Source organism: Streptococcus sp. 1004_SSPC (genome assembly GCF_001069025.1).
GTDB classification, from domain to species: domain Bacteria; phylum Bacillota; class Bacilli; order Lactobacillales; family Streptococcaceae; genus Streptococcus; species Streptococcus vestibularis.
Window position 1 is genome coordinate 56,431 of the sequence record NZ_JWGQ01000077.1, and the last position, 18,944, is coordinate 75,374.

The 18,944-nt window shown below is 34.6% G+C and carries 18 protein-coding genes and 1 pseudogene; 15 read left to right on the plus strand and 4 right to left on the minus strand.

Translation table 11 applies throughout. From position 1 onward, the window contains the following. Positions 1-80 precede the first annotated feature (80 nt). The 15 genes and pseudogenes from ADF62_RS06065 (at position 81) to ADF62_RS06125 (ending at position 13,888) form a co-directional block, all read left to right on the plus strand. Positions 81-455 carry a plasmid mobilization protein gene (locus tag ADF62_RS06065; protein WP_048788345.1) on the plus strand — a complete coding sequence of 125 codons (375 nt, stop codon included), beginning with the start codon at positions 81-83 and terminating at the stop codon, positions 453-455. Then, the gene (locus ADF62_RS06070) at positions 418-2,055 is read left to right on the plus strand and encodes a helical hairpin domain-containing protein (RefSeq protein WP_048788346.1); all 1,638 of its coding nucleotides are present in this window, start codon (positions 418-420) and stop codon (positions 2,053-2,055) included. Before ADF62_RS06065 ends, ADF62_RS06070 begins: the two co-directional genes overlap by 38 nt. A 49-nt stretch (positions 2,056-2,104) precedes the next feature. Further along, positions 2,105-2,902 carry a hypothetical protein gene (locus ADF62_RS06075; RefSeq protein WP_065425432.1) on the plus strand — a complete coding sequence of 266 codons (798 nt, stop codon included), beginning with the start codon at positions 2,105-2,107 and terminating at the stop codon, positions 2,900-2,902. 23 nt (positions 2,903-2,925) lie between these two features. Next, positions 2,926-3,225: pseudogene (locus ADF62_RS06080) on the plus strand (terminase gpP N-terminus-related DNA-binding protein); the annotation flags it as partial. Positions 3,226-3,571: 346 nt separating this feature from the next. Further along, complete coding sequence (gene tnpA, locus ADF62_RS06085) at positions 3,572-4,045, plus strand: IS200/IS605 family transposase (protein WP_003092321.1); 474 nt, start codon at positions 3,572-3,574, stop codon at positions 4,043-4,045. Between the two features lie 333 nt (positions 4,046-4,378). After that, positions 4,379-5,170, plus strand: a complete 792-nt coding sequence (locus tag ADF62_RS06090; RefSeq protein ID WP_048788348.1) for a ParA family protein — start codon at positions 4,379-4,381, stop codon at positions 5,168-5,170. 42 nt (positions 5,171-5,212) lie between these two features. Beyond that, positions 5,213-5,437: a hypothetical protein gene (locus tag ADF62_RS06095; protein WP_048788349.1), complete on the plus strand. Its 225-nt coding sequence runs from the start codon at positions 5,213-5,215 to the stop codon at positions 5,435-5,437. Between the two features lie 73 nt (positions 5,438-5,510). Next, entirely contained in the window at positions 5,511-6,767 is a 1,257-nt protein-coding gene (locus tag ADF62_RS06100) for an ISLre2 family transposase (RefSeq protein WP_053090509.1), read from the plus strand. Between the two features lie 1,366 nt (positions 6,768-8,133). After that, positions 8,134-8,307 carry a hypothetical protein gene (locus ADF62_RS11490; RefSeq protein ID WP_239664999.1) on the plus strand — a complete coding sequence of 58 codons (174 nt, stop codon included), beginning with the start codon at positions 8,134-8,136 and terminating at the stop codon, positions 8,305-8,307. Between the two features lie 98 nt (positions 8,308-8,405). Then, positions 8,406-8,651, plus strand: coding sequence for a hypothetical protein (locus tag ADF62_RS11495; protein WP_239665000.1), 246 nt, complete (start codon positions 8,406-8,408; stop codon positions 8,649-8,651). A gap of 236 nt (positions 8,652-8,887) precedes the next feature. Beyond that, on the plus strand, positions 8,888-9,943 hold the full coding sequence (locus tag ADF62_RS06110; protein ID WP_048788350.1) for a hypothetical protein: 1,056 nt from the start codon (positions 8,888-8,890) through the stop codon (positions 9,941-9,943). Positions 9,944-9,961: 18 nt separating this feature from the next. Beyond that, positions 9,962-10,501 (plus strand): hypothetical protein, encoded by a 540-nt coding sequence (locus ADF62_RS11500; RefSeq protein ID WP_239665001.1) that lies wholly within the window; start codon positions 9,962-9,964, stop codon positions 10,499-10,501. Between the two features lie 74 nt (positions 10,502-10,575). Beyond that, on the plus strand, positions 10,576-12,405 hold the full coding sequence (locus ADF62_RS06115; RefSeq protein WP_239665002.1) for an SspB-related isopeptide-forming adhesin: 1,830 nt from the start codon (positions 10,576-10,578) through the stop codon (positions 12,403-12,405). 247 nt (positions 12,406-12,652) lie between these two features. Continuing rightward, positions 12,653-13,306: a hypothetical protein gene (locus ADF62_RS06120; RefSeq protein WP_002887254.1), complete on the plus strand. Its 654-nt coding sequence runs from the start codon at positions 12,653-12,655 to the stop codon at positions 13,304-13,306. Between the two features lie 12 nt (positions 13,307-13,318). Next, positions 13,319-13,888, plus strand: a complete 570-nt coding sequence (locus tag ADF62_RS06125; protein ID WP_048788351.1) for a hypothetical protein — start codon at positions 13,319-13,321, stop codon at positions 13,886-13,888. 485 nt (positions 13,889-14,373) lie between these two features. Here the strand turns inward: ADF62_RS06125 and ADF62_RS06130 are convergent, their stop codons facing one another. The 4 genes from ADF62_RS06130 to ADF62_RS06145 are packed head-to-tail and all read right to left on the minus strand — an operon-like array spanning position 14,374 to position 18,723. Continuing rightward, entirely contained in the window at positions 14,374-15,180 is an 807-nt protein-coding gene (locus ADF62_RS06130; protein ID WP_048788352.1) for a hypothetical protein, read from the minus strand. Continuing rightward, entirely contained in the window at positions 15,170-15,733 is a 564-nt protein-coding gene (locus ADF62_RS11175; protein ID WP_048788353.1) for a hypothetical protein, read from the minus strand. Before ADF62_RS11175 ends, ADF62_RS06130 begins: the two co-directional genes overlap by 11 nt. Then, on the minus strand, positions 15,711-17,549 hold the full coding sequence (locus tag ADF62_RS06140; RefSeq protein ID WP_048788354.1) for an MFS transporter: 1,839 nt from the start codon (positions 17,547-17,549) through the stop codon (positions 15,711-15,713). Before ADF62_RS06140 ends, ADF62_RS11175 begins: the two co-directional genes overlap by 23 nt. Next, positions 17,542-18,723: a radical SAM protein gene (locus ADF62_RS06145; protein WP_048788355.1), complete on the minus strand. Its 1,182-nt coding sequence runs from the start codon at positions 18,721-18,723 to the stop codon at positions 17,542-17,544. Before ADF62_RS06145 ends, ADF62_RS06140 begins: the two co-directional genes overlap by 8 nt. Positions 18,724-18,944: the final 221 nt, after the last annotated feature.

Below are 18,944 nucleotides of genomic sequence, written 5' to 3' on the forward strand. Positions count from 1 at the left end.
AATAATGAAGAATGGTTTTATTTAGGTTTAAGACACAGGATAATAACTAAAAGATAGGCAAACATGAAAGGATGTAACAAATGGTAAAGCGTGAAAGATACATAGAATGCAAACTAAGACTAAACCCTAAAGAGGTTAAAGAATTAAAAAAACGTGTAGAAAAATCAGGAAAAAGTCGCCAACAATTTCTATTAGAGTTAGCACTTAACGGAAAAGTTAATAACTATGACTATTCCGAACTTATGCAACTACGTCGAGAAGTTAATGATATTGGACGTAACGTTAACCAAATTGTTAGATATATTCATGAAACAGGAACAGTTGAACCCGAAGCCTTTGAGATGTTACGTCAAGAGATAAAAGAAATGAACAAAGTTATAATGACCGAGTTTAAAGAAGGGAATTTATTGAAAGAAAATGCCAATTACGAAAGTACTCCAAATCAAAAAGACTGAGAACCTAAAGAGGTCTATCAACTATATCACACAGGATGCGAAGACGTTGAAAGCAGAGACAAACACTTTAGAACAAGATTCATTTCCTATGGAGCTTATTGACGGGACTTTGTGTAAACGTCTAGTCAGTGGTCACAATCTTACTGATGAGTCTGATGCAGAAAATATATTTGACGACTTTGTTTTGATGAAAGAAAGTGCAGATATTTTTAATGGCCGTTCTGGATTGAACGCCTATCAATCTGATTTACATGATCCTAAAAAAGTTTTAGCACACCACATCATTCAATCATTTTCACCTGATGACAATTTAACCCCAGAAGAGGTACATGAGATAGGACGTAAAACTATTATGGAATTGACGGGTGGACAGTACCAGTTTGTTATTGCAACACACATGGATAAAGGACACTTGCATAACCATATTATTTTAAATACAACAAATAGTGTTACTATGAAAAAATTTCAATGGAAGAAGAACACAGCTAAAATGTTGTATGAGATTTCAAATAAGCATGCAGAGATTGCAGGTGCTAAAGTTATTGAACCTAAACTAAATAATAGCTATACAAAATATTCAGCTTGGAGAAGACAGAATGTCTATAAGGTCGAAATAAAAGAACGTCTTGACTTTTTATTGCGGCACTCTCTTTCCCTAGAAGATTTCAAGGAAAAAGCAAAGAGGCTAAATGTAACTGTTGATTTTTCAGGAAAGTATGTTAAGTATCGCTTAGAGGATAAGGGACAGCAAAAGTTTACCCGTGATCGTACACTTTCCAAAAAAGGAAAATATTCTTTAGAAGAGATTAAGAAGGCTTTAGCAAAGAATGAAGTTGTTTATTCCAAAGAAGATGTTGTTGTAATGTACCAGGAAGAGCAAGAACAAAAAGAGGAAGACTTTGAATACAAGTTAGATCTTGAAGAGTGGCAAGTTGATGAAGTGACCTCACAAGGTATCTTTGTGATAGTTGATTTTGGTATTGACCAAAAAGGTCAAATCAAAATACCTGCACGGATGCTAGACCAAAACGAAGACGGAACTTTCACAGCTTACGTTAAACAAAAAGATTTCTTTTACTTTCTCAATCCTGACCACTCAAATCAAAATCGCTATATCACAGGTGGAACTGTAATGAAGCAACTTTCACAAAAGAGTGGGGATCTCTTGCTTAAGAAAAATAAATACATTTCTAAGTTGGACCGCCTGGTTGATGAATTGAACTTTTTATCAGATAACAATGTTACTAACTCACAACAATACGAAGACCTGGAAAATAAACTCCTGGAAGAATTAGAAGAGACGGACTTTGAATTGGACCGTTTGGATGACCGTCTCTCAGAAGCTAATAAAATTATTGGAGCCTTATCAACTTATCAAGGTCAGTTGGCTAATGTAGAGGTTGCTGAAGAGATACTTGAGAAAAATCATATTGATAAGAATACAGACCCTTATCAAATGAAGAAAGTCTTAGAAGAAGTACAGTTAGAAAGAACTGCTCTTAAAGAAAAACGTGATACGGTAGTGTCTAACTTAACCAAATACAAAACAATTGAGCAAGAGAAACAGCAGCAAAACAAAGAGAAGAAACAACAGCTTTAAAATATATCATTCAATAGGAATTGAAAACTGAATGGGGTATAATAACATAATGAATAATACAAATTTGAAAAAAATGATTGTTTTGATTGCTTTATTGACTGTGTTTTCGTTTATTACCCCCTTACTTTTAGATACTTTTCTTGGAGGACTATCTTTAGGAGAATTGTTGTCATTTTATGCATCAATTTTTGGAACACTAATAACCTTAGTAGGTGTTGTTATGACCTTGAATTATCAAACACGACAATCAATGAGTGATGACGAGATCAAATATAAGCCTATCCTGATAATTGATTCTGTTTCAACGGAATGTAAGAATTTTATTGGGAGGCGAGAAGTTCCTATTCTGTTTCCATCTAGTTATTCAATAAATAAAGTTGATCAAGGAGTTTTGAAGGATCCGTACTATTATCAATACAATGAAAACACAGAATTTCATATGATTATAAAAAATAAGGGTAGAGGGGAGGCAACGGCAGTTTCCCTAGACTCAGCAAAAATAGAGGACGTTAGTTGGGATGAGGAAAGTAATTTATATATTGGCACAAGTTTGCCGCTTTCCTTAGGTGATGAACTCTTAGTAGATGATCGAGTTGATATAATTGTGACTTTCCCAAAATTTTTATTTTTGAAAAAAGATGAAGACTATAATACTATCTTTATTGAGTTGATGTTGTCTTATGGTGATATGTTTGAAAGGAATAGACGAAAGTTGACAATATTATCAGAATTTCGGATAGACCCTTTAAAAAAAGAAAACACTCCTCACTTTTATAAAGACGGTTATGACTATTATCAGGTAAAGGTTAGATATATGGGGTCACAACAAAAAATAGAAGGACAGTAGGCTGTAGCCTATTGTCCTTTTGAGGGATTGAGGATGACAATTTAAGAAGGCTACTTAACAACCTGATCTTGGAAATATACAAATACCAGGCACAGGCAGAAAGAGAACGTATTAAGGAACGTCAAGCCCAGGGAATTGCTCTAGCAAAAGCTCAAGGAAAGTACACAGGTAGAAAAGCATTATTTACAGAAGATGATGAATGACTTAAGCACGCATTTGATTTGTATTTGTCGGGCTATTCAGACAAAGATGTTGCCTCTATGACAGGGATCAATGAAAGAACCTTCAGAAGGCATAGAGAGAAGTACAACATAGTAAGATAATTTTTTTAAGAGCTGCGTTTCTATTTTTCAACAGTAGAAGAGATATAATCGTCTTGCTGTCCGTTATTTACTAGCTTCATGCTTCAGTAAGTACATGAGGACAAGGATCAGAATTACTTGTTCCATGTCACCTTATAGGTTCATGGAAACGTTATGAAATTTTAACGTAACGTAGTAGAACGCAGGATAACTCCTGCGTTTTTTTATTATGGCTTCAAGCCAGTTTTTCTCGAAGAGAAAAACAAGAAAACCACCAGCTAAGCTGGTGGCTGATAAGGCTTTGAGCTTCCATTTATTTTTCCTGATATGATTTAAGTGTTCAGGTTAAACTAAGGAGGAAAAATAAATGGCAAAAACCAGTTACAGTTTATCACATACCAAGTGGATGTGCAAATATCATATTGTATTTACACCAAAGTATCGACGTAAAGCAATCTACTATAAAGTTCGCTCAGACTTAATAGACATCATCCGCCACCTATGTCAATATAAGGGAGTGGAAATCATCGAAGGACATATGATGCCAGACCATGTTCATATGTTGGTACTAATACCACCCAAACTTGCTATATCGGATTTTATGGGTTATTTGAAAAGTAAAAGTGCTTTAATGATATTTGACAAACATGCGAATCTAAAATATAAGTATGGAAATCGCAAGTTTTGGGCTAGAGGTTATTACGTCAGTACAGTTGGATTGAACGAGAAAACAGTAGCGAGATATATTCGTGAACAGGAGAAAGATGATATTGCACTTGATAAGTTAAGTGTAAAAGAATATGAGGATCCGTTTTCAGATGGTGGGTTCAGAACAAGATAAAAGCCCGTTCAACGGGCAATAATCAAGTAGTCAAGCAAACCTGAACAACGTTCAGCTAGCGTCTTTAGACGCCAGCTGGCAATTATCGGCTTACAGCCGGTGTACAAGCCACCCGTTTTCACGGGTGGTTATGACTATGAATTAGATTACGTTATTTTTCTATTAACAGCAGGGACGACTTAATCGTCTTGGTATCCCTTTAGGAACCTCCAAGCTCACAAGCTTGGCACATAAACAATACAAAGATACGGAAAGCGTAAGAGTTTATTAGAACAACTGACAATCAATATAATTATATAATAATATAGTTAAACAGGGAAAGGAAGCATCAAAATGAAAATCGTTACTTTTGCTGCTATTAAAGGAGGGGTGGGAAAAACCACTTTAGCAAATAACCTGGGGGAAGACCTAGCTAAAAAGGGGAAGTCTGTTCTTTTTTTAGACATTGATCATCAATGTAACCTAACACAAACCCACAATATTTTTGAAGCTGAGGGAACGATAGCAAATATCTTCAGACAAAAAGGTGAGGTAACTATCCATCATGTTAAAGGTAATATTGACCTTATCCCTGGTTATATCCGCCTAGACAATATTGAAAAAGACCTTGAAACAAAGTATTATAAAGATATGCTACTTTACATGTGGTTAGAGGATAACTACGAAAGTAAGAATTTAGGACAATACGATTATATTATAATTGATTGTCACCCTGACTTTTCGACAGCAACTAGAAATGCGGTAATTGTTAGTCATGCGGTTATAAGTCCTGTTATTCCTTCTGAACACGGTTATCATGCTAAGTTTAATCTCAAGGAGCGTCTGGAAGAGTTGAAAGCTGAGACTTTTGATTATAAAACAAGAGAAAGTTTTATGACAGACAAACTATTCTTTGTCGGCAACATGATTAAACATAACACAAAATTTTCTAAAGAGTTGATAGAAGCACTCGCTGAAGAAGATGATGTTATTGGATTTATTCCACAAAAAGAACTTTTTAACCGTTCAACTATGGATAAGATTTCCCTTCCTGAGATGAAAGAAGATAAGGTGATTTATCAACATAATAAAAAATTCTTTGATGATCTTGACGTGACTTTTGAAGAAATTGCTGCTAAACTATAAATATAAACATAGATATAATTATATCTAAGAAAGAGATATCTAATGGCATTTGATAAAAACAATAAAAATATTAGTGACATGTTGAAGGCTACTGAAGACAAAGAAACAAAACAAGAAGTAGTGAAGGTAGTAGAAGATTTTGAAAGAACAAAGCAGTTCCAATTCACGTTACAGCCCTCTGTACGTGAGAAGATAAATCGTTTAGCAAAAGAGAACGGTTATCGCTCTGCTTCATCATTTCTAAATGACTATTTCAAAAACTTATAAACATAAACACAAATATAATTATAAATATGATGACCTATTATAAGTAGGTCTTTTTTAATATATTGGAGGAAGAATGACAGCATCATTTAGTGAATTAGAGTTTCATCAAAAATTGAGGGAAAATAATCAGCAATTATTCCTTAAGATGGTAGCTTCTTATGAGAAGACAATAGCAACAAGCATGAGAGCCCAAGGCTTCAAAAGAGTTAACGAAAAAGAACGAACAGTAACCTTTTCATTTGGAACTATGACTTTTTCAAGAAGTCGTTGGAAGAAGGGAAATGTCATTAGGATCCCTTTAGACGAACAGTTAGGACTTATCCCACGGCAGCGCTTTTCGCAAGAGTTTCTATACTTAGTGACAGTTTTGGCCTCTTTTATGCCCTATCGTAAAGTCGTTGAGGTATTTGATTTATTACAAGATATTGGTATTTCAAAGAATGTCGTTCATAGAGCTGTGTCTGAAGCAGGTAATCTCATCAAGCAAAAAGAAGAGTACGATTCTTGGGCTTTATCAGAAAGTATCGAACGAAAGGAAAAAATCAAGACCGATATAATTTATATTGAAGGTGATGGTGTTTGGGTGAGAAAGTCAGAACGATCCTCCATAGAATTAAGCCATTTTGTCGTACACACGGGTTCTGATAGTAGTTGTAGAAAGAAACTGCAAAATAAATTTGAAGTTATTAACTCAAAAGTAAAAAAAGCTAAAGATACACTGCTTGATTATATAACAACTAATTTTGAGCTTGCACCAGGAACAACTATCATCACAAACTCAGATGGAGGAAAAGGCTACACTCCGTCATCATTCCGTGAATTTGTGAATTTTTGTTCCAAGGGTGAGCATATTCACTTTTGGGACCCCTACCATGTTAGTGAGTGTATCAAGAAAAATCTTACTCCTATTTCTTGCGATTTAGCTGATGCTGCAGTCAAGAAAATTAGGAAAAGAGACAGGACAGGCCTAAAGGTAATCTTAGATACAGCAGAGTCGCTATTAGAGACAGATGCTAAGTTAGAGTCATTTCAGGCTTTCAAGAAACGTATCATCAATGACTTTAGCTATACGGCATCACCAAAGGATAGAGGTCTAGGGTATTTAACCATTGGTGTGATGGAGTCACAACACAGAAAAATGACATATCGAATGAAAAAACGGGGTATGTATTGGTCAGAAGAAGGTGCTGTTGCTATGGCTCAAATAATTTTGTTGTATTATTCAGGAGATTTACGAGATATTTTTTTGGGTAGTTGGAGAAAAGAATACAAAAAAATAAAAAAACTAGATCATTTTGATCTAGTTAGGGGAGAAAAAGTGAGCATTTGATTCCTGGAGCAAGAGTTGCACGTGATGGCTTGACTCCTATGATTAGGAAATTATGATAATAGAAAATTAAAAGAACTCTTGATATTATAGGATTTTAAGAAACTTTATTTAGCAAAAACACTTGCAATTTACTCTAATTGTGATATAATGATTTTATGGATAAAACACGAGAAAAAGACGGAAGGTGCGCGAACACCTTTCCGCCTTTCCGATTAAACAAGTAGTAATTGCTTAATCAGTTTAAAATTATTGTATTATCAAGATAACAGTAAAGTCAAGACTGAAATGAGTGAAAACGCTACACTTTTTCGGTCTTTCTTTTATGTTCTCTTGGTGATTTTAATTTCTCCCAAAATGGGACACATACGATATTGATGTTTTTATTGATAAAGAATTAGTCTTTTAGTATAATAATGTTAGATGATTTGTTCCATTCTCACCTCATTGAGGGTTAATGGAAACGCTGTGAAATTCCAACATAGCGTGAAGCGTAGGAAATTCTCCTACGCTTTTTTGTATGTGGAAGAGAGCAGCTATGTTTGCGTATTCACTTTAGAAATAACTCTATGTTAAAAGTTAATAAAATAATGATTTTTACTTGAAAACAGCCTAAAATTAGGATACATTGTAAATGAAGATGAGGGATCGGCTCATGGTCAATCTGATAATAATCTTGAACGTAAGGGTCAAGTGGGTGGCAGACACCAGAATAAACCGGTCATAGGAACGACTCACTATGTTGAGTTGTTTTTTTGTTTTTCAGTAACACGTTAGATGATTTGACCTATCAGTCACCCACAAAAATAGTGTGTGACTTTTTTGGGCTTAATTTAATAAAATAGAAGAAGTAGGAGCTTTCCTCACAGCCTCGAAAACGGTCTGTCAAGCATTATTAATCAGGCTAGAAAATATGAAAAGCTCCCCTAAGCCCCCGATATGCAGCCCTTGTTTTACAATAAGGCGATTCCATTCGATAAAGTGATAGAAGATAGCAAGGCGAGGGGGAGTGGGTTAAAAACAATCCTAATCTACTGTCACTTCGGACTTAGTGACAGTAGATTGTAATATTAATAATAAACACCGCCCCTCAAGATTAGCATATAACCTCAATTAAAGAGAATTGCTAATTGGGACCTAGGGGGGGGTAATTTAGCAAATAGCGTCATAGAAGATCTAGTCTATTAAAGGTTACAGGTCTTACCACTATTGAAGAAGAACTAATTAGAGACAAATGTAAAATAAAGAAGAATTATTACTGATATTTTTAAATTTTGTCCGCTCTTCGCTTGCTCTTGTAATTTCCTCTGTGCTACACTAATTTTAGTTTAAGAAAAGACGATTCAAATATCTACGAAAGGAGAAAATTATGAATACACCTCGTATTAACCGATTTTTAGGTGAATGGCTGGATAGACAGACTAGTCCCAAAGTTTTTCAAGAAGGCTTAATTCTTCTGAATGCGTGTGACTTTATCGATAGTAATTCAGATGCCATCCCTGGTCTCATCGCTCATAAAAAAGCCCTCTACATCAGCAATTAGATGAAGCTCTCGCTAGTCGTGGGTACTGTTATTTTAAGCCTATTGAAGTCAATGCTCAAGACTCCATTGAAGTAGAGAAGTACTATCGCTTTGAAACCATGCCTAAAGGTTCCAATGAACCTATTACTTACTATGGTCTAGGTGCGTACTTTATTTGCCGTGCTATATTTAATAATGAATTCGATATTAATTATGGCTTTCAATATGATGACGAAAAACTCTTTTATGAAGACATCGGATTTGATGCTCTATTCCATAATAAGTCTGTTTTCCTGTTAGGAGACACTCCCTCTGATGATATGGAGGTATCTTGGCAAGAAATTGGAATCTCAATGCGTAGATGAGCTTTTAATTAATATGCTTTTTAAGGACTTCCCTTTATGATATATGATTTGGAGAAGAGAATACGTACAAGAGACTGTAGGACTTAAATAATTAGACAACAATAAATTTCATGAATAGATTACAAAAGAGTATACTGCTCTTTTTTTGTGTTTTCATAGGGTGTCACTGGGTTTGAGTAAGGGATGACTTTTCCTATCATCTAATTGTAATTTTTAAGAAAGGAAATTGCTTATTCATGGATAAAAACAAACGTTCAATAATCCTAAAATCTAGAGCTTTTTTAACAGCCCTTGTAGCAACAGGTTTGGTTAATAATGGGGTATCAGCAGACGAAACTGCCGCACCAACTGGACCAACAGATAATGCTACTGTTGCGACTGGACACTCCGATACACTTCTTCCTCCCGCTTCATCAACACCAGCGACACCCGGTACCAATTCCACAGATGTCCCAACTGCTGAAGCACCTAAAGTTGACACTCCTAAAAATGAAGGTGTAACAACTGAGACACCTAAAGTAACTGACGGTTCTACTGGTACAGGTGTAGCTACACCTACAACACCAAGTGTTACTACGCCAAGTCAAGACGAAGGGAAGACATTAGAAACTTCTGTGGCTACACCTACGACTTCCGAAAATGCAAGTACAACTGCTGAAACGTCAACAGCTACCTCTGAAGGAAGTGAAGGAAACTCTACTTCTGATACAACTTCAACTGCATCAGAAACACCTACTCCTTCAGAACACACAGTAACTGAAACTCCTACAAATACACCTCATATTCTTGGCGGAACCAATGGAACTGGTGTCTCTACGCCATCTGAACATAAATCAGACAATCGTACAGAAGTAGCTTCACCTTCAGCAGCAACTTCAAACAAGGTAGTTGAGTCTCCTAAAACTGAAGAAACTCCTAAAGTTAGCGACACGAATGTTCAAGAAGCACCTAAACCAGGAGACGTTTCTCCTTCAACAAAACAAGTTGTACTTAATGTGACTCCTAGTCAACCAGTCGTTACAAATACTGGTTATAAAGTTTTCTCAACAAACAATAGTGATCTTGTCGTACAAAACTTCGATGGTTCTGTAGCCTCAGTTCCGGCTTCACAGGCAGGAGGAGCAGTGAATGAGGATGGAACTGTCTCTGTTAAGACCGAGGCAGGAGAAATGGTAACACTTCCTGAAACAGGGGAAGCTGGAACAAAACTCGTTACCTTTGGATTCTTGATTTTGGCAGCACTTGGTCTTCAACGTACAGCTGTAAAACAAGATAAATGGTACTCAAACTAAGAAAGGTGATTATTGAAAATGTTTAAAGACTCAAATAACACGAAAGGACATGGCTCTATTCGAAAAAATAAAGTCTATGGAGCAGTAGGTGTACTTGCACTTGGTGCTGCAGCAATCGTTGGGGGCACTTCTCAAGCATCTGCAGATGAAGTAACTGAAGCTCCTGTAAATTCAGAACCAGTGGCTACCTCACAAGCAAACGCAGACAGCCTTATGTCACAAGCTACAGCTGTTGCAACTTCAGATGTCTCTACTCCAACTACCACAGCGACTGTAACAAACACTACTGATTCACAATCTACTGAAGCTGAAAAGGTAACTATCGACAACACAGCTGTCACAGATGCAGTTGTTACCGCTAAAGATAGTGGGGTTAAAGTGACACAAGATGCTACGCAAGACAAAGGGACACCAACCACAAGTGAAGATCTTGCAACAAAGCAAGCTGAAATCAAGGCCGACCAAAATGAACAAGTAGCTACAATCAAACAAGCTACCCAGGACGCATCTGGACGCCAATCAGCCTATGATGCAGCTGATAACTTGAAGCTCAAGTAGACAAAGCCGTTAAAGACAGTAATGGACTTATTAAGGCAGAAGCTACTGAAATCTCAAGTGGAGATGGTAATAGTGTGGGTGATTACAACACCTATACTGAGCAGGTTAATAAGCAGATTGCGTCAAACAAAGAAACCATCGACAAATTTACCAAGGATTATGCTGCTATGAAGGATAATGCTAACGTTAATGTTGATGGACGTGTGACAACACAAAATGTTGATCAATTGACTTACGGGAACTCTGTTCAAAATGGTAGTGTTAATCCGGACGGCACCTTCTCATTCACGCACGATATGAATGACTCAGCTAATGATAGCTTGGGTGTTTTGGGGACAGGTACCCTTAATGGTAAGGTTAATTTCACGTCTGCAGCTAACGGAGACGGTTCGACAACCGTAACACTTAATAGTCTCGATTTGTGGAACTATGCTTATACAAGTAACCGTCCAAATACTGGTGTTAACCAAAATCTTAACTACCACGTTTACACAGACGGAGAAGAAATCTACTCAGTAAACCATGATGGTAACTCTAGCTTTGCGGAAGATATCAATCATAGTATTGCACTTAACAAGTCCTATGTCTTGAAACCAGGCGAGACTACTGGTATTATCCCAATTCTTAACATTGATGATAACTGGATTATCAATACACATGGTCAGTTGAGTCTTGATTTCACTAATCCAAACGTGGTTCCATCAGCTACAGTTAAAAAGGTTAATGAACCTGTTAAACCAGAAATTCCATCTGTAAGCTACCATGACTACAGTATGAATTATCAACCAACTGTAACTAAAACTGTCCTCAACAGCGACGGCGAAAATGTTAATGGTAAGATGATTCCTAAAAATGATGAACATACCTATGTTTTGAATAATGGAAACATCTTTGCTAATGCAAAAGTTGGCGATACCGTGACAACACGTGATCCACTTGAATTCGGTGAAGTTCCAAATATCGAAGCCAACAAGACTGAAAATGAGGCTAAAGGTTGGAACGTTGACTATGATGAGGCTTCTAAGACCTACACATTTACTGCCAAATACGATGGTAAAGCTCTTGAAGCACCTACAATCAAGTTCGTAGCAACGGACGATAACGGTTTCTACGATAATACTTATAAAGCTGGTCGTAATGGTTACGAAACCTTCTCTGATACTGTCACTAACAAGACACCAACGGCTCCAAAACCACATAAGTCTGTTACAGACTCAAAAGGAAATGACATCGACGGTAAGACTACTGAAGATGATAAAGTAACCTTCCATTTGACGACTGACTATAGCCCATACAAAGATATGGCTGCATCTAAACAAGCACTCAAATTTGCACTCCTTGATGATGTGCAAGATGGTGCCTTCACTGTAGATGAAGATGCTATTACTATTGTCGATAGCAAAAACAACGATGTCAAAGAACTCTTTGATATGTATCATGTACTTTCGGATGAAGGACGTACTGATGCCATCAACAAGATCCTAAATGAATCTGGTCTTAACCCAACTGGTGAATTCTATCTCTGGGTAGCCAAAAATCCCGTTGATTATTACCAAGACTATATTCTAAAAAACAATAATGTAACAGTTAATCTCCCTGCTACATTGCAAATCCCTGCAGGTACTACTGTAGAAAATGATTTCTATCAGATTGATTTTGGTAATGCCTATCAATCAAATCTTGTTTCATTCGATACACCACCAGCAGCACCAGTAGGAGAGTCTGGCGGACCTACTTCTACCCCAGTAACTCCAGTAGAAGAAGTGCCTGTCCAACAACAAGCTATTAAAGTTCTTCCTAATACTGGTGAAAAATCAACTTCAGCTATTGCTACTGCAGGTGCAGTTATTTTGACTACTGCTCTTGGCATGCTTGGTTTCTCTAAACGTAGTAAAGAGTACTAAGATAGCACCCACTTCTTAAAAATCCTTTTCACTATTCTAAATTCATAATTCCCTAAAAACACAGCTCAAAAGAGTTGTGTTTTTTTAGGAGGTGTCACTGGGTTACAAATAGATATTTGTTTTCCTATAATTAGGGAGTACTTTAAAATGAACTAGGAAGGAAGTTGTTGCTTATATGAGGACTGATAATTTATATAATTATGGACTTACGAAATCAAGACCATATAAGTAGAAAGAAGGTGTCTTTTTGAAAAATAATAAATTAATGTTCATGTTACTGATGAAATGGTTTGCTGAAAGTATTTATTTTCTTGAAATCATATTTATAACAGCCACTTCAGTTCTGTTATTAGCAAACAATATTCTCAACGTTTCAACAAAGACGATTCATATTGTCGCCCTGGTATTACTGGTAGTTTATGTATGTATTGGTTTGTTATTAGCTAATCGAAAAAATAAATTTACGATGTCAGTTAATTACTTTAAATTGATAGGTGCATTGGCTTATATCGTACTTATCACCACTCTAAAAGGTATTGTCTTTGATATTCTGACACACCCACTAGTTACATTGGGGATTGCACTTCCTTATGTTGTAGCTATTGCCTTAAGAAACTTCAGCAAAGGTCAGATCAATAAAATCATTTTTGATGATAGACACAATGCAAATATCAGAGGACGATTTGACACCGTAGACAATATCAAAGAGTCGATGCGTTCATCTATTGCTAGTAGCATTTCTCATGAATTTAAAGGTCTTACGGAAATCAGAGATGAAAAGTTTAGACAAGATACAGAGGGCAATGTAGCTGGTATGTTCAAAGTGTTACTGAAATCTGGCTTTTGGGGACTTAAACACATCCCATTGACTAAAGTAACACTGACATTTAACTTAGAATAAGAGGTAATCACGATGAAGAAAAATATTTTAACAACGGAACAAGCAAATTTCTTGAAGCAGTACAATTTCTCACTATACCAGGAACGATTAGAGGTATTATGTGAAGCTCAAAAAGCTGAAAAAGAAGGTCAACTAACATTTGCCTCAGACGATGAATATAAAACATTCATTGATGCTGTAATGACTGGAGAATGGTCTGAAGAACTCTTTATGATCAATCTCTCAAATCCTATCGGATGCGAACACTGCCTTGCAGCACGAGAAGATGGCAATGGCGGACTTATTTGGGATGTCGTTGATTATAGTGAAGGAGACCGCTTCACTAAAGAACAAATCCAGACGATTGTTCCAGAGGCATATCGATATAGTGCCTTTATGGTCTCTGAGATTGCTGCAGAAAAAGACTGGGGTCCAGAAGCTCAACACCAACGACTTGAACAAGCTAAAAAGCAAGCCCAAGAACATGAAAAGCCTATCGAGAACTTTCCAAAACCTCGTGTAATCACAGATGAAGAAAGTCAAAATGAACTTACACAAAGTTCTATTCGGACAGTAGCAGCAACCTTGAGACCTGCACAATAACTAATTATTTCTAAGTTATTATTCCAACTGCTAAATGTGATAGAGCTTCAAAAGAGATAGTTTTCCGAAACTGGAGCTGTCTTTTTTTCTTTACTTATTTGAATTGGATCTAAAAAACTAGATGAACTTTTTCCAATTGAAGAATTAAAGGAAGACAAGCAACGAGTAGTTAAGAAGTGATAGTTCTCCAGTCATTTTGATGACATCATTTCAAAATATGATAACAAAAACGCTGATGGTGGTCAGCGTTTTTTATCATGTAGTCGTGAAAACTCCTTGTACAGACAATGTACGGCACCGTATCAAGTACGGCAATGTTTATAAAATGTCAAAAGGACTTTGCGAGCTCAGACAGTGTATACTCACTGTCGTCAAAATCAAACAGCATCAGTAATGGTCAGACCGACACATTTATGATGCTGTTTAATTTCTATTTTGGGGAAAATCCCCAAACCCCTCATCTAAAAATCTTCTTTGGAGTTAAGCTAATTTTTTATCTCAATACAATTTAATTCAACATTGGCAAATCTATCAGACAACTTATTACATATTTCTTGACCGATTTTTGAAGAGGTGACATTACCAAAAATAATATTATAATTATTTTTTATCAAATACTCATATTCCTTTACAGTATTGCGACCAATTTTGAAGTTAAAAATATCACCCTTGTTAATATAATTATTTTTGATTTTATTTATGTAGTTATAACCATCAAATATTAGGTGATATTTTTCAAATTCCGGTCTATTTCTGCAGTTTTCAAAGCTTTCAAAAGGTTGTTCTAAATAAACTTTAATATCAGGAAATGTACTTTGAATTTGTGCCAAGTCTTTACTTAAATTACCAAGATCACTAGAATTATTGTAATCAATAATAAGTATTTGAGGCATGGTAACCAAGCTAAAAATCCATTTTGGAACATTCTTATAAGCTTTTATTCTTAAAAAATCAACTTTTGGAATAAAAGTAGTTTGCTTTGTTAAATCGAACTCAACACCCGAAAGACGAATTTTCTTTTTAATAAAATTACTTTTTGAAATTAAAAAATTTCTCCAAGAAATATGATTTAAAATAATAGGATCGGAGGTATGCATGCTTGCCATATATTTTAATAAACTTTTTTCTAATTTACCGGAATCAGTTCCCATGGAGGGACTATATGTTATTTCCCAAAATGAGTAGGGGAGTTTATCATCAAAATCAATAAAAAAGATTTGTTTATGGAATATTGTTCCGCTTGCACTTCCAAAACCACTTGGAATATTTAAAGTATTTTTTTTAAGTTTCATTTCTATAACCTTCAATAAATATTATTAAGGGGAATTTCGTTTTTAATAGATGAAAATATTTGATATAGTCTTTAAATCCACCCTCTATTTCGTTGAGTAAAACTTTACGAGGCTTAGTCTCAGTTATTAATTTTTCTATTGTGGGTAGTTCAATATCATAAGATAATGTTATTGTTAACCATGTATTCGATAGTTTCCCATAAAGTCCCCAATTTTCTAACCAAATTTTTTGTAAATCAGTAGAGTCATTTCTTAGTAGGATATCTGTTCCAATGTTTATACCCAAATAGTTAGATGTATTTGATAGCATATTATGAATCGAGGCTATTCTAATGTGTCCTCCTGTTGCTAATCTAAAATATGCATTCTTTGATTGGAGTTGCTTTATGACGTTTCTTAAATGTGTAAGATCTTCCAGAGGCTCTCCACCCGTAATGATATAGATTTCTTTATCATTTATTTCAGGATTTTTAATTTTAGTACCTGCTTTATTAAATGGACAATGATTACATCCTGCACTACAGTAAGTGCTAATTATCAACGGTATTGCCAAATTCTTTAACCTCCATTAATAAAGTTAGGTATTCGTCTTTTAGTTCTTTTGCGTATTTTGAAGTGGAATTCCAATTAGAAATTTCTTTAATTTTATTATGTAAATATGTTTCTACAAATTTAGTATTTTTGTCTACACTTAATTTGATTGGACAAATATCCGAATGATATTGGGCGATATCAGTGAGATATTTAAATCTTTCATTAAGTGTTAGATGAAGTTTGGGATGGAATAAAAGAGAGATTTCATCGGTTATTTTATAACCCATTCCTGAGAAGTCCCAATCAATTACTTTATATTGTTTGTTTGATACTAAGATATTCCCTGGATGTAAGTCTTCATGGCTTAATGTAATACAACTACAAGGATATTGAGTGGTGGTTTCTTCTATCTCTCTAGTTTTAAGTAGTTCAACAATATCAATTATTGTAGCATGTTGTTTATCAGAATCTAAATTTTCTAGCTTTATCCCAGAGAAATACTGATAAGTTAATGAATGATCATCAGTATCTATAATTTTTACCACTGGTAGTGTGGTTGTTTCCTGTATCTCTTTTATTTCCGCAACATTATTATATGATGAATCTTGTATGGGATACGATTGCCGTATATTTAATTTTGACCTAATTAAATCAATTATTAATGTAGTTGTTTTATTTGAAAGTGAGCTTGAGTCGTGATAGCTAAGTTCAAGTCTTTCATTTTTCCAAATAACTACATAAAATATCATTCCAGTTCCCAAAATTAGTAATGCCCATAAAAGCTCTAATAATTGTAATTGATTACTGATTTGTGTAAAAAAGAAATTTATCGCTATCAAAATGATGCCACTACCTACTGAAAGGAAGCTAAACCAGCTAGCTTTCCATTTTTGCTTAGGCTGAAGATTACTATAAAGTTCGCTCATAATTGGTCTATAAATTCCTTTTATTAAAGATATTCCTATGTATCCTATAATGATAGAAACTAATTTATTTAAGGACAGTAAAATTAATGATAAAACAAAGATGAGAGTAATTAAGGAAATTTTGAAAGATGTTGTACGATCGTTAATGAAATTATAGACTCGTCTTCCCAACCCCACTGATGATATTACATTCCCACAGGCGAATAAACATGATAGTATAAGTAAATTATCGGATAAAAGTAACTGAATACTTCTGTTTTGAAATTGTACGGCACCATCAAAAACAGAATAAATAAGAATAATTGAGCAGAGAATAATAAAGTATTTTGGGGTTGTTTTCAAAGACCAGCCCTCATGTATTTGAACCTCTGGTATTGAATCATCGATAATTTTAATTCGTAATAAATTTATTGCTGATAGAAAGATGGTGATACTTTGAATAATCAATGGAAGTAAAGTATTAAATTGGTAAGCTATTACACTTATAAAGAAGAGAGGTATTGTAAACAAATAGAATGATTGAGATAATTTTGAGAAATATTCGGAAAAGTTGCTACCTGAGATGCTTTTAATAATTGCAATTTCGACACCATTTATCAGGCTATCTGCTAATACTGACAGTATAGTAAAAACAATATAAGATGCTATACCAGAGAGCAATAGAGGAGTTAAAAATGAAACAGAGAAAATAATCAAACCAATAAAATATGATATTTTCAATCCAAATTTGTCTGCTATAACTGAAAATGGAATATCTAAAATTAGAGACATTATAGGCACCAGAGCTGCAATTGTTAGATAGGGTTGTAATGGTATTTTTTGTATATCTACCCACCAAATAGGTAAAATAAGCATAGATATAGCAGTGCTTCTTAAAATATAAGATAATTGAAATATTTTTTTATCCACAGAAAACTTTCCCCCTACATCCTTTACATATTCCAGTATTACGGAGATGTTCCTTTATTTTTGCTAAGTCCCATGTGTCATTTGGAAAGTCTTTTAAATTTGAAAATGCGGGCGCATAGAAGCAAGGTTTAATGGTTTGATCGTAGTCAACTACCAGTGAATAATTCGGAAAATTACAAGGCTCGGATGAATTGAGAGTTTCTTCGGATGTTAATATACCTTTATAGTAGTTTGCACATTTTTTAAACTGTGAAACGTTCCAAGAAAATAATGATTTTGAGCTAGCTTCCTCAATAATTTTATAGTTATCCGATTCAGTGTTTTCTAAGGAAGCAATAAAATCATTAAGATAATCTAAATCAGGGAATAGTCTGTTTCTTAATAGCATAGAACGCTCGAAATTCATATTTCTAGAAAAGCTAGATGAGGTAACATCAATAGGATTGAACCCAACACTATCAATATTTAACTTTTTACATAAATCAATTAACTTATCTAATTGATTTAATGTATACTTTGTTAAAGTAACACGGATTCCAACGATAGTTTCTGGTGAATACTTTTTGAATTCAATAATATTATTACAAACAGTTTCGAATTTATTAATACCTCGAATTTGTTTGTATTCTTCAGGAGAGAAACCATCGATAGAGACAATTAATGCCTCTATATTTTTTTTATATAAATATTTGTTGCGAGATAAGAGGGTGCCGTTAGTATTTAATTCTACCCCCATACCTAGGGAATGAATGTCATCAATAATTTGCTCTAGTTCAGGATTTAGTGTAGGTTCACCTCCAGATACCATTATGGAACTTGCACCATATTCCGACATTTTTTTGAATGATGGATAAAGTTCAACTGCGGTACGAATATTCCTTTCTCTGGTTTTCCAACAATCACAAATTGTACATGGACTATTACAATTTTGAATGATATGAACTATAGGTGTATTTAGTCTAAATGTATCCTCCGTCCATAATTGTAGATCATTTAGATGGATTAAATTATCTTCTAAAGCCTTTTTAATAATTTGTAGAGACTCATTTTCTGATTCAGGTAAGGTCCCCTCTAAATAAGAGTGTAAAATATTTGCAGAGTCTTGGTCTACCTCATAGATTTCTAAAGTTTCTAAGTCCGTTATTTCTCTAGTTTCAAACTTAAATATAAACATTATTGCTAACCTCCAACCCCCTAATAACTACATAGTGATAATGATTAAAATATTTGCTAAGACGATAAGAAATTTTGATAAAAAATTATTTTTCATTTTAAATTTTCTCCTTGTTTGATTTTTATTTTTATTATATACTATGAGACACTTATATATATTTTTGTAACGGATATACAACATATGAAAAATTTAACAGGAAAAGTTTTTAAATTAATAAGAAA

What these genes read in the sequence shown, in the direction of transcription:
- ADF62_RS06065 (WP_048788345.1), top strand. Translation starts at nt 81, where the DNA reads ATGGTAAAGCGTGAAAGATACATAGAATGCAAACTAAGACTAAACCCT.
- ADF62_RS06070 (WP_048788346.1), top strand. Translation starts at nt 418, where the DNA reads ATGCCAATTACGAAAGTACTCCAAATCAAAAAGACTGAGAACCTAAAG.
- ADF62_RS06075 (WP_065425432.1), top strand. Translation starts at nt 2,105, where the DNA reads ATGAATAATACAAATTTGAAAAAAATGATTGTTTTGATTGCTTTATTG.
- tnpA (WP_003092321.1), top strand. Translation starts at nt 3,572, where the DNA reads ATGGCAAAAACCAGTTACAGTTTATCACATACCAAGTGGATGTGCAAA.
- ADF62_RS06090 (WP_048788348.1), top strand. Translation starts at nt 4,379, where the DNA reads ATGAAAATCGTTACTTTTGCTGCTATTAAAGGAGGGGTGGGAAAAACC.
- ADF62_RS06095 (WP_048788349.1), top strand. Translation starts at nt 5,213, where the DNA reads ATGGCATTTGATAAAAACAATAAAAATATTAGTGACATGTTGAAGGCT.
- ADF62_RS06100 (WP_053090509.1), top strand. Translation starts at nt 5,511, where the DNA reads ATGACAGCATCATTTAGTGAATTAGAGTTTCATCAAAAATTGAGGGAA.
- ADF62_RS11490 (WP_239664999.1), top strand. Translation starts at nt 8,134, where the DNA reads ATGAATACACCTCGTATTAACCGATTTTTAGGTGAATGGCTGGATAGA.
- ADF62_RS11495 (WP_239665000.1), top strand. Translation starts at nt 8,406, where the DNA reads ATGCCTAAAGGTTCCAATGAACCTATTACTTACTATGGTCTAGGTGCG.
- ADF62_RS06110 (WP_048788350.1), top strand. Translation starts at nt 8,888, where the DNA reads ATGGATAAAAACAAACGTTCAATAATCCTAAAATCTAGAGCTTTTTTA.
- ADF62_RS11500 (WP_239665001.1), top strand. Translation starts at nt 9,962, where the DNA reads ATGTTTAAAGACTCAAATAACACGAAAGGACATGGCTCTATTCGAAAA.
- ADF62_RS06125 (WP_048788351.1), top strand. Translation starts at nt 13,319, where the DNA reads ATGAAGAAAAATATTTTAACAACGGAACAAGCAAATTTCTTGAAGCAG.
- ADF62_RS06130 (WP_048788352.1), bottom strand. Translation starts at nt 15,180, where the DNA reads ATGAAACTTAAAAAAAATACTTTAAATATTCCAAGTGGTTTTGGAAGT.
- ADF62_RS06145 (WP_048788355.1), bottom strand. Translation starts at nt 18,723, where the DNA reads ATGTTTATATTTAAGTTTGAAACTAGAGAAATAACGGACTTAGAAACT.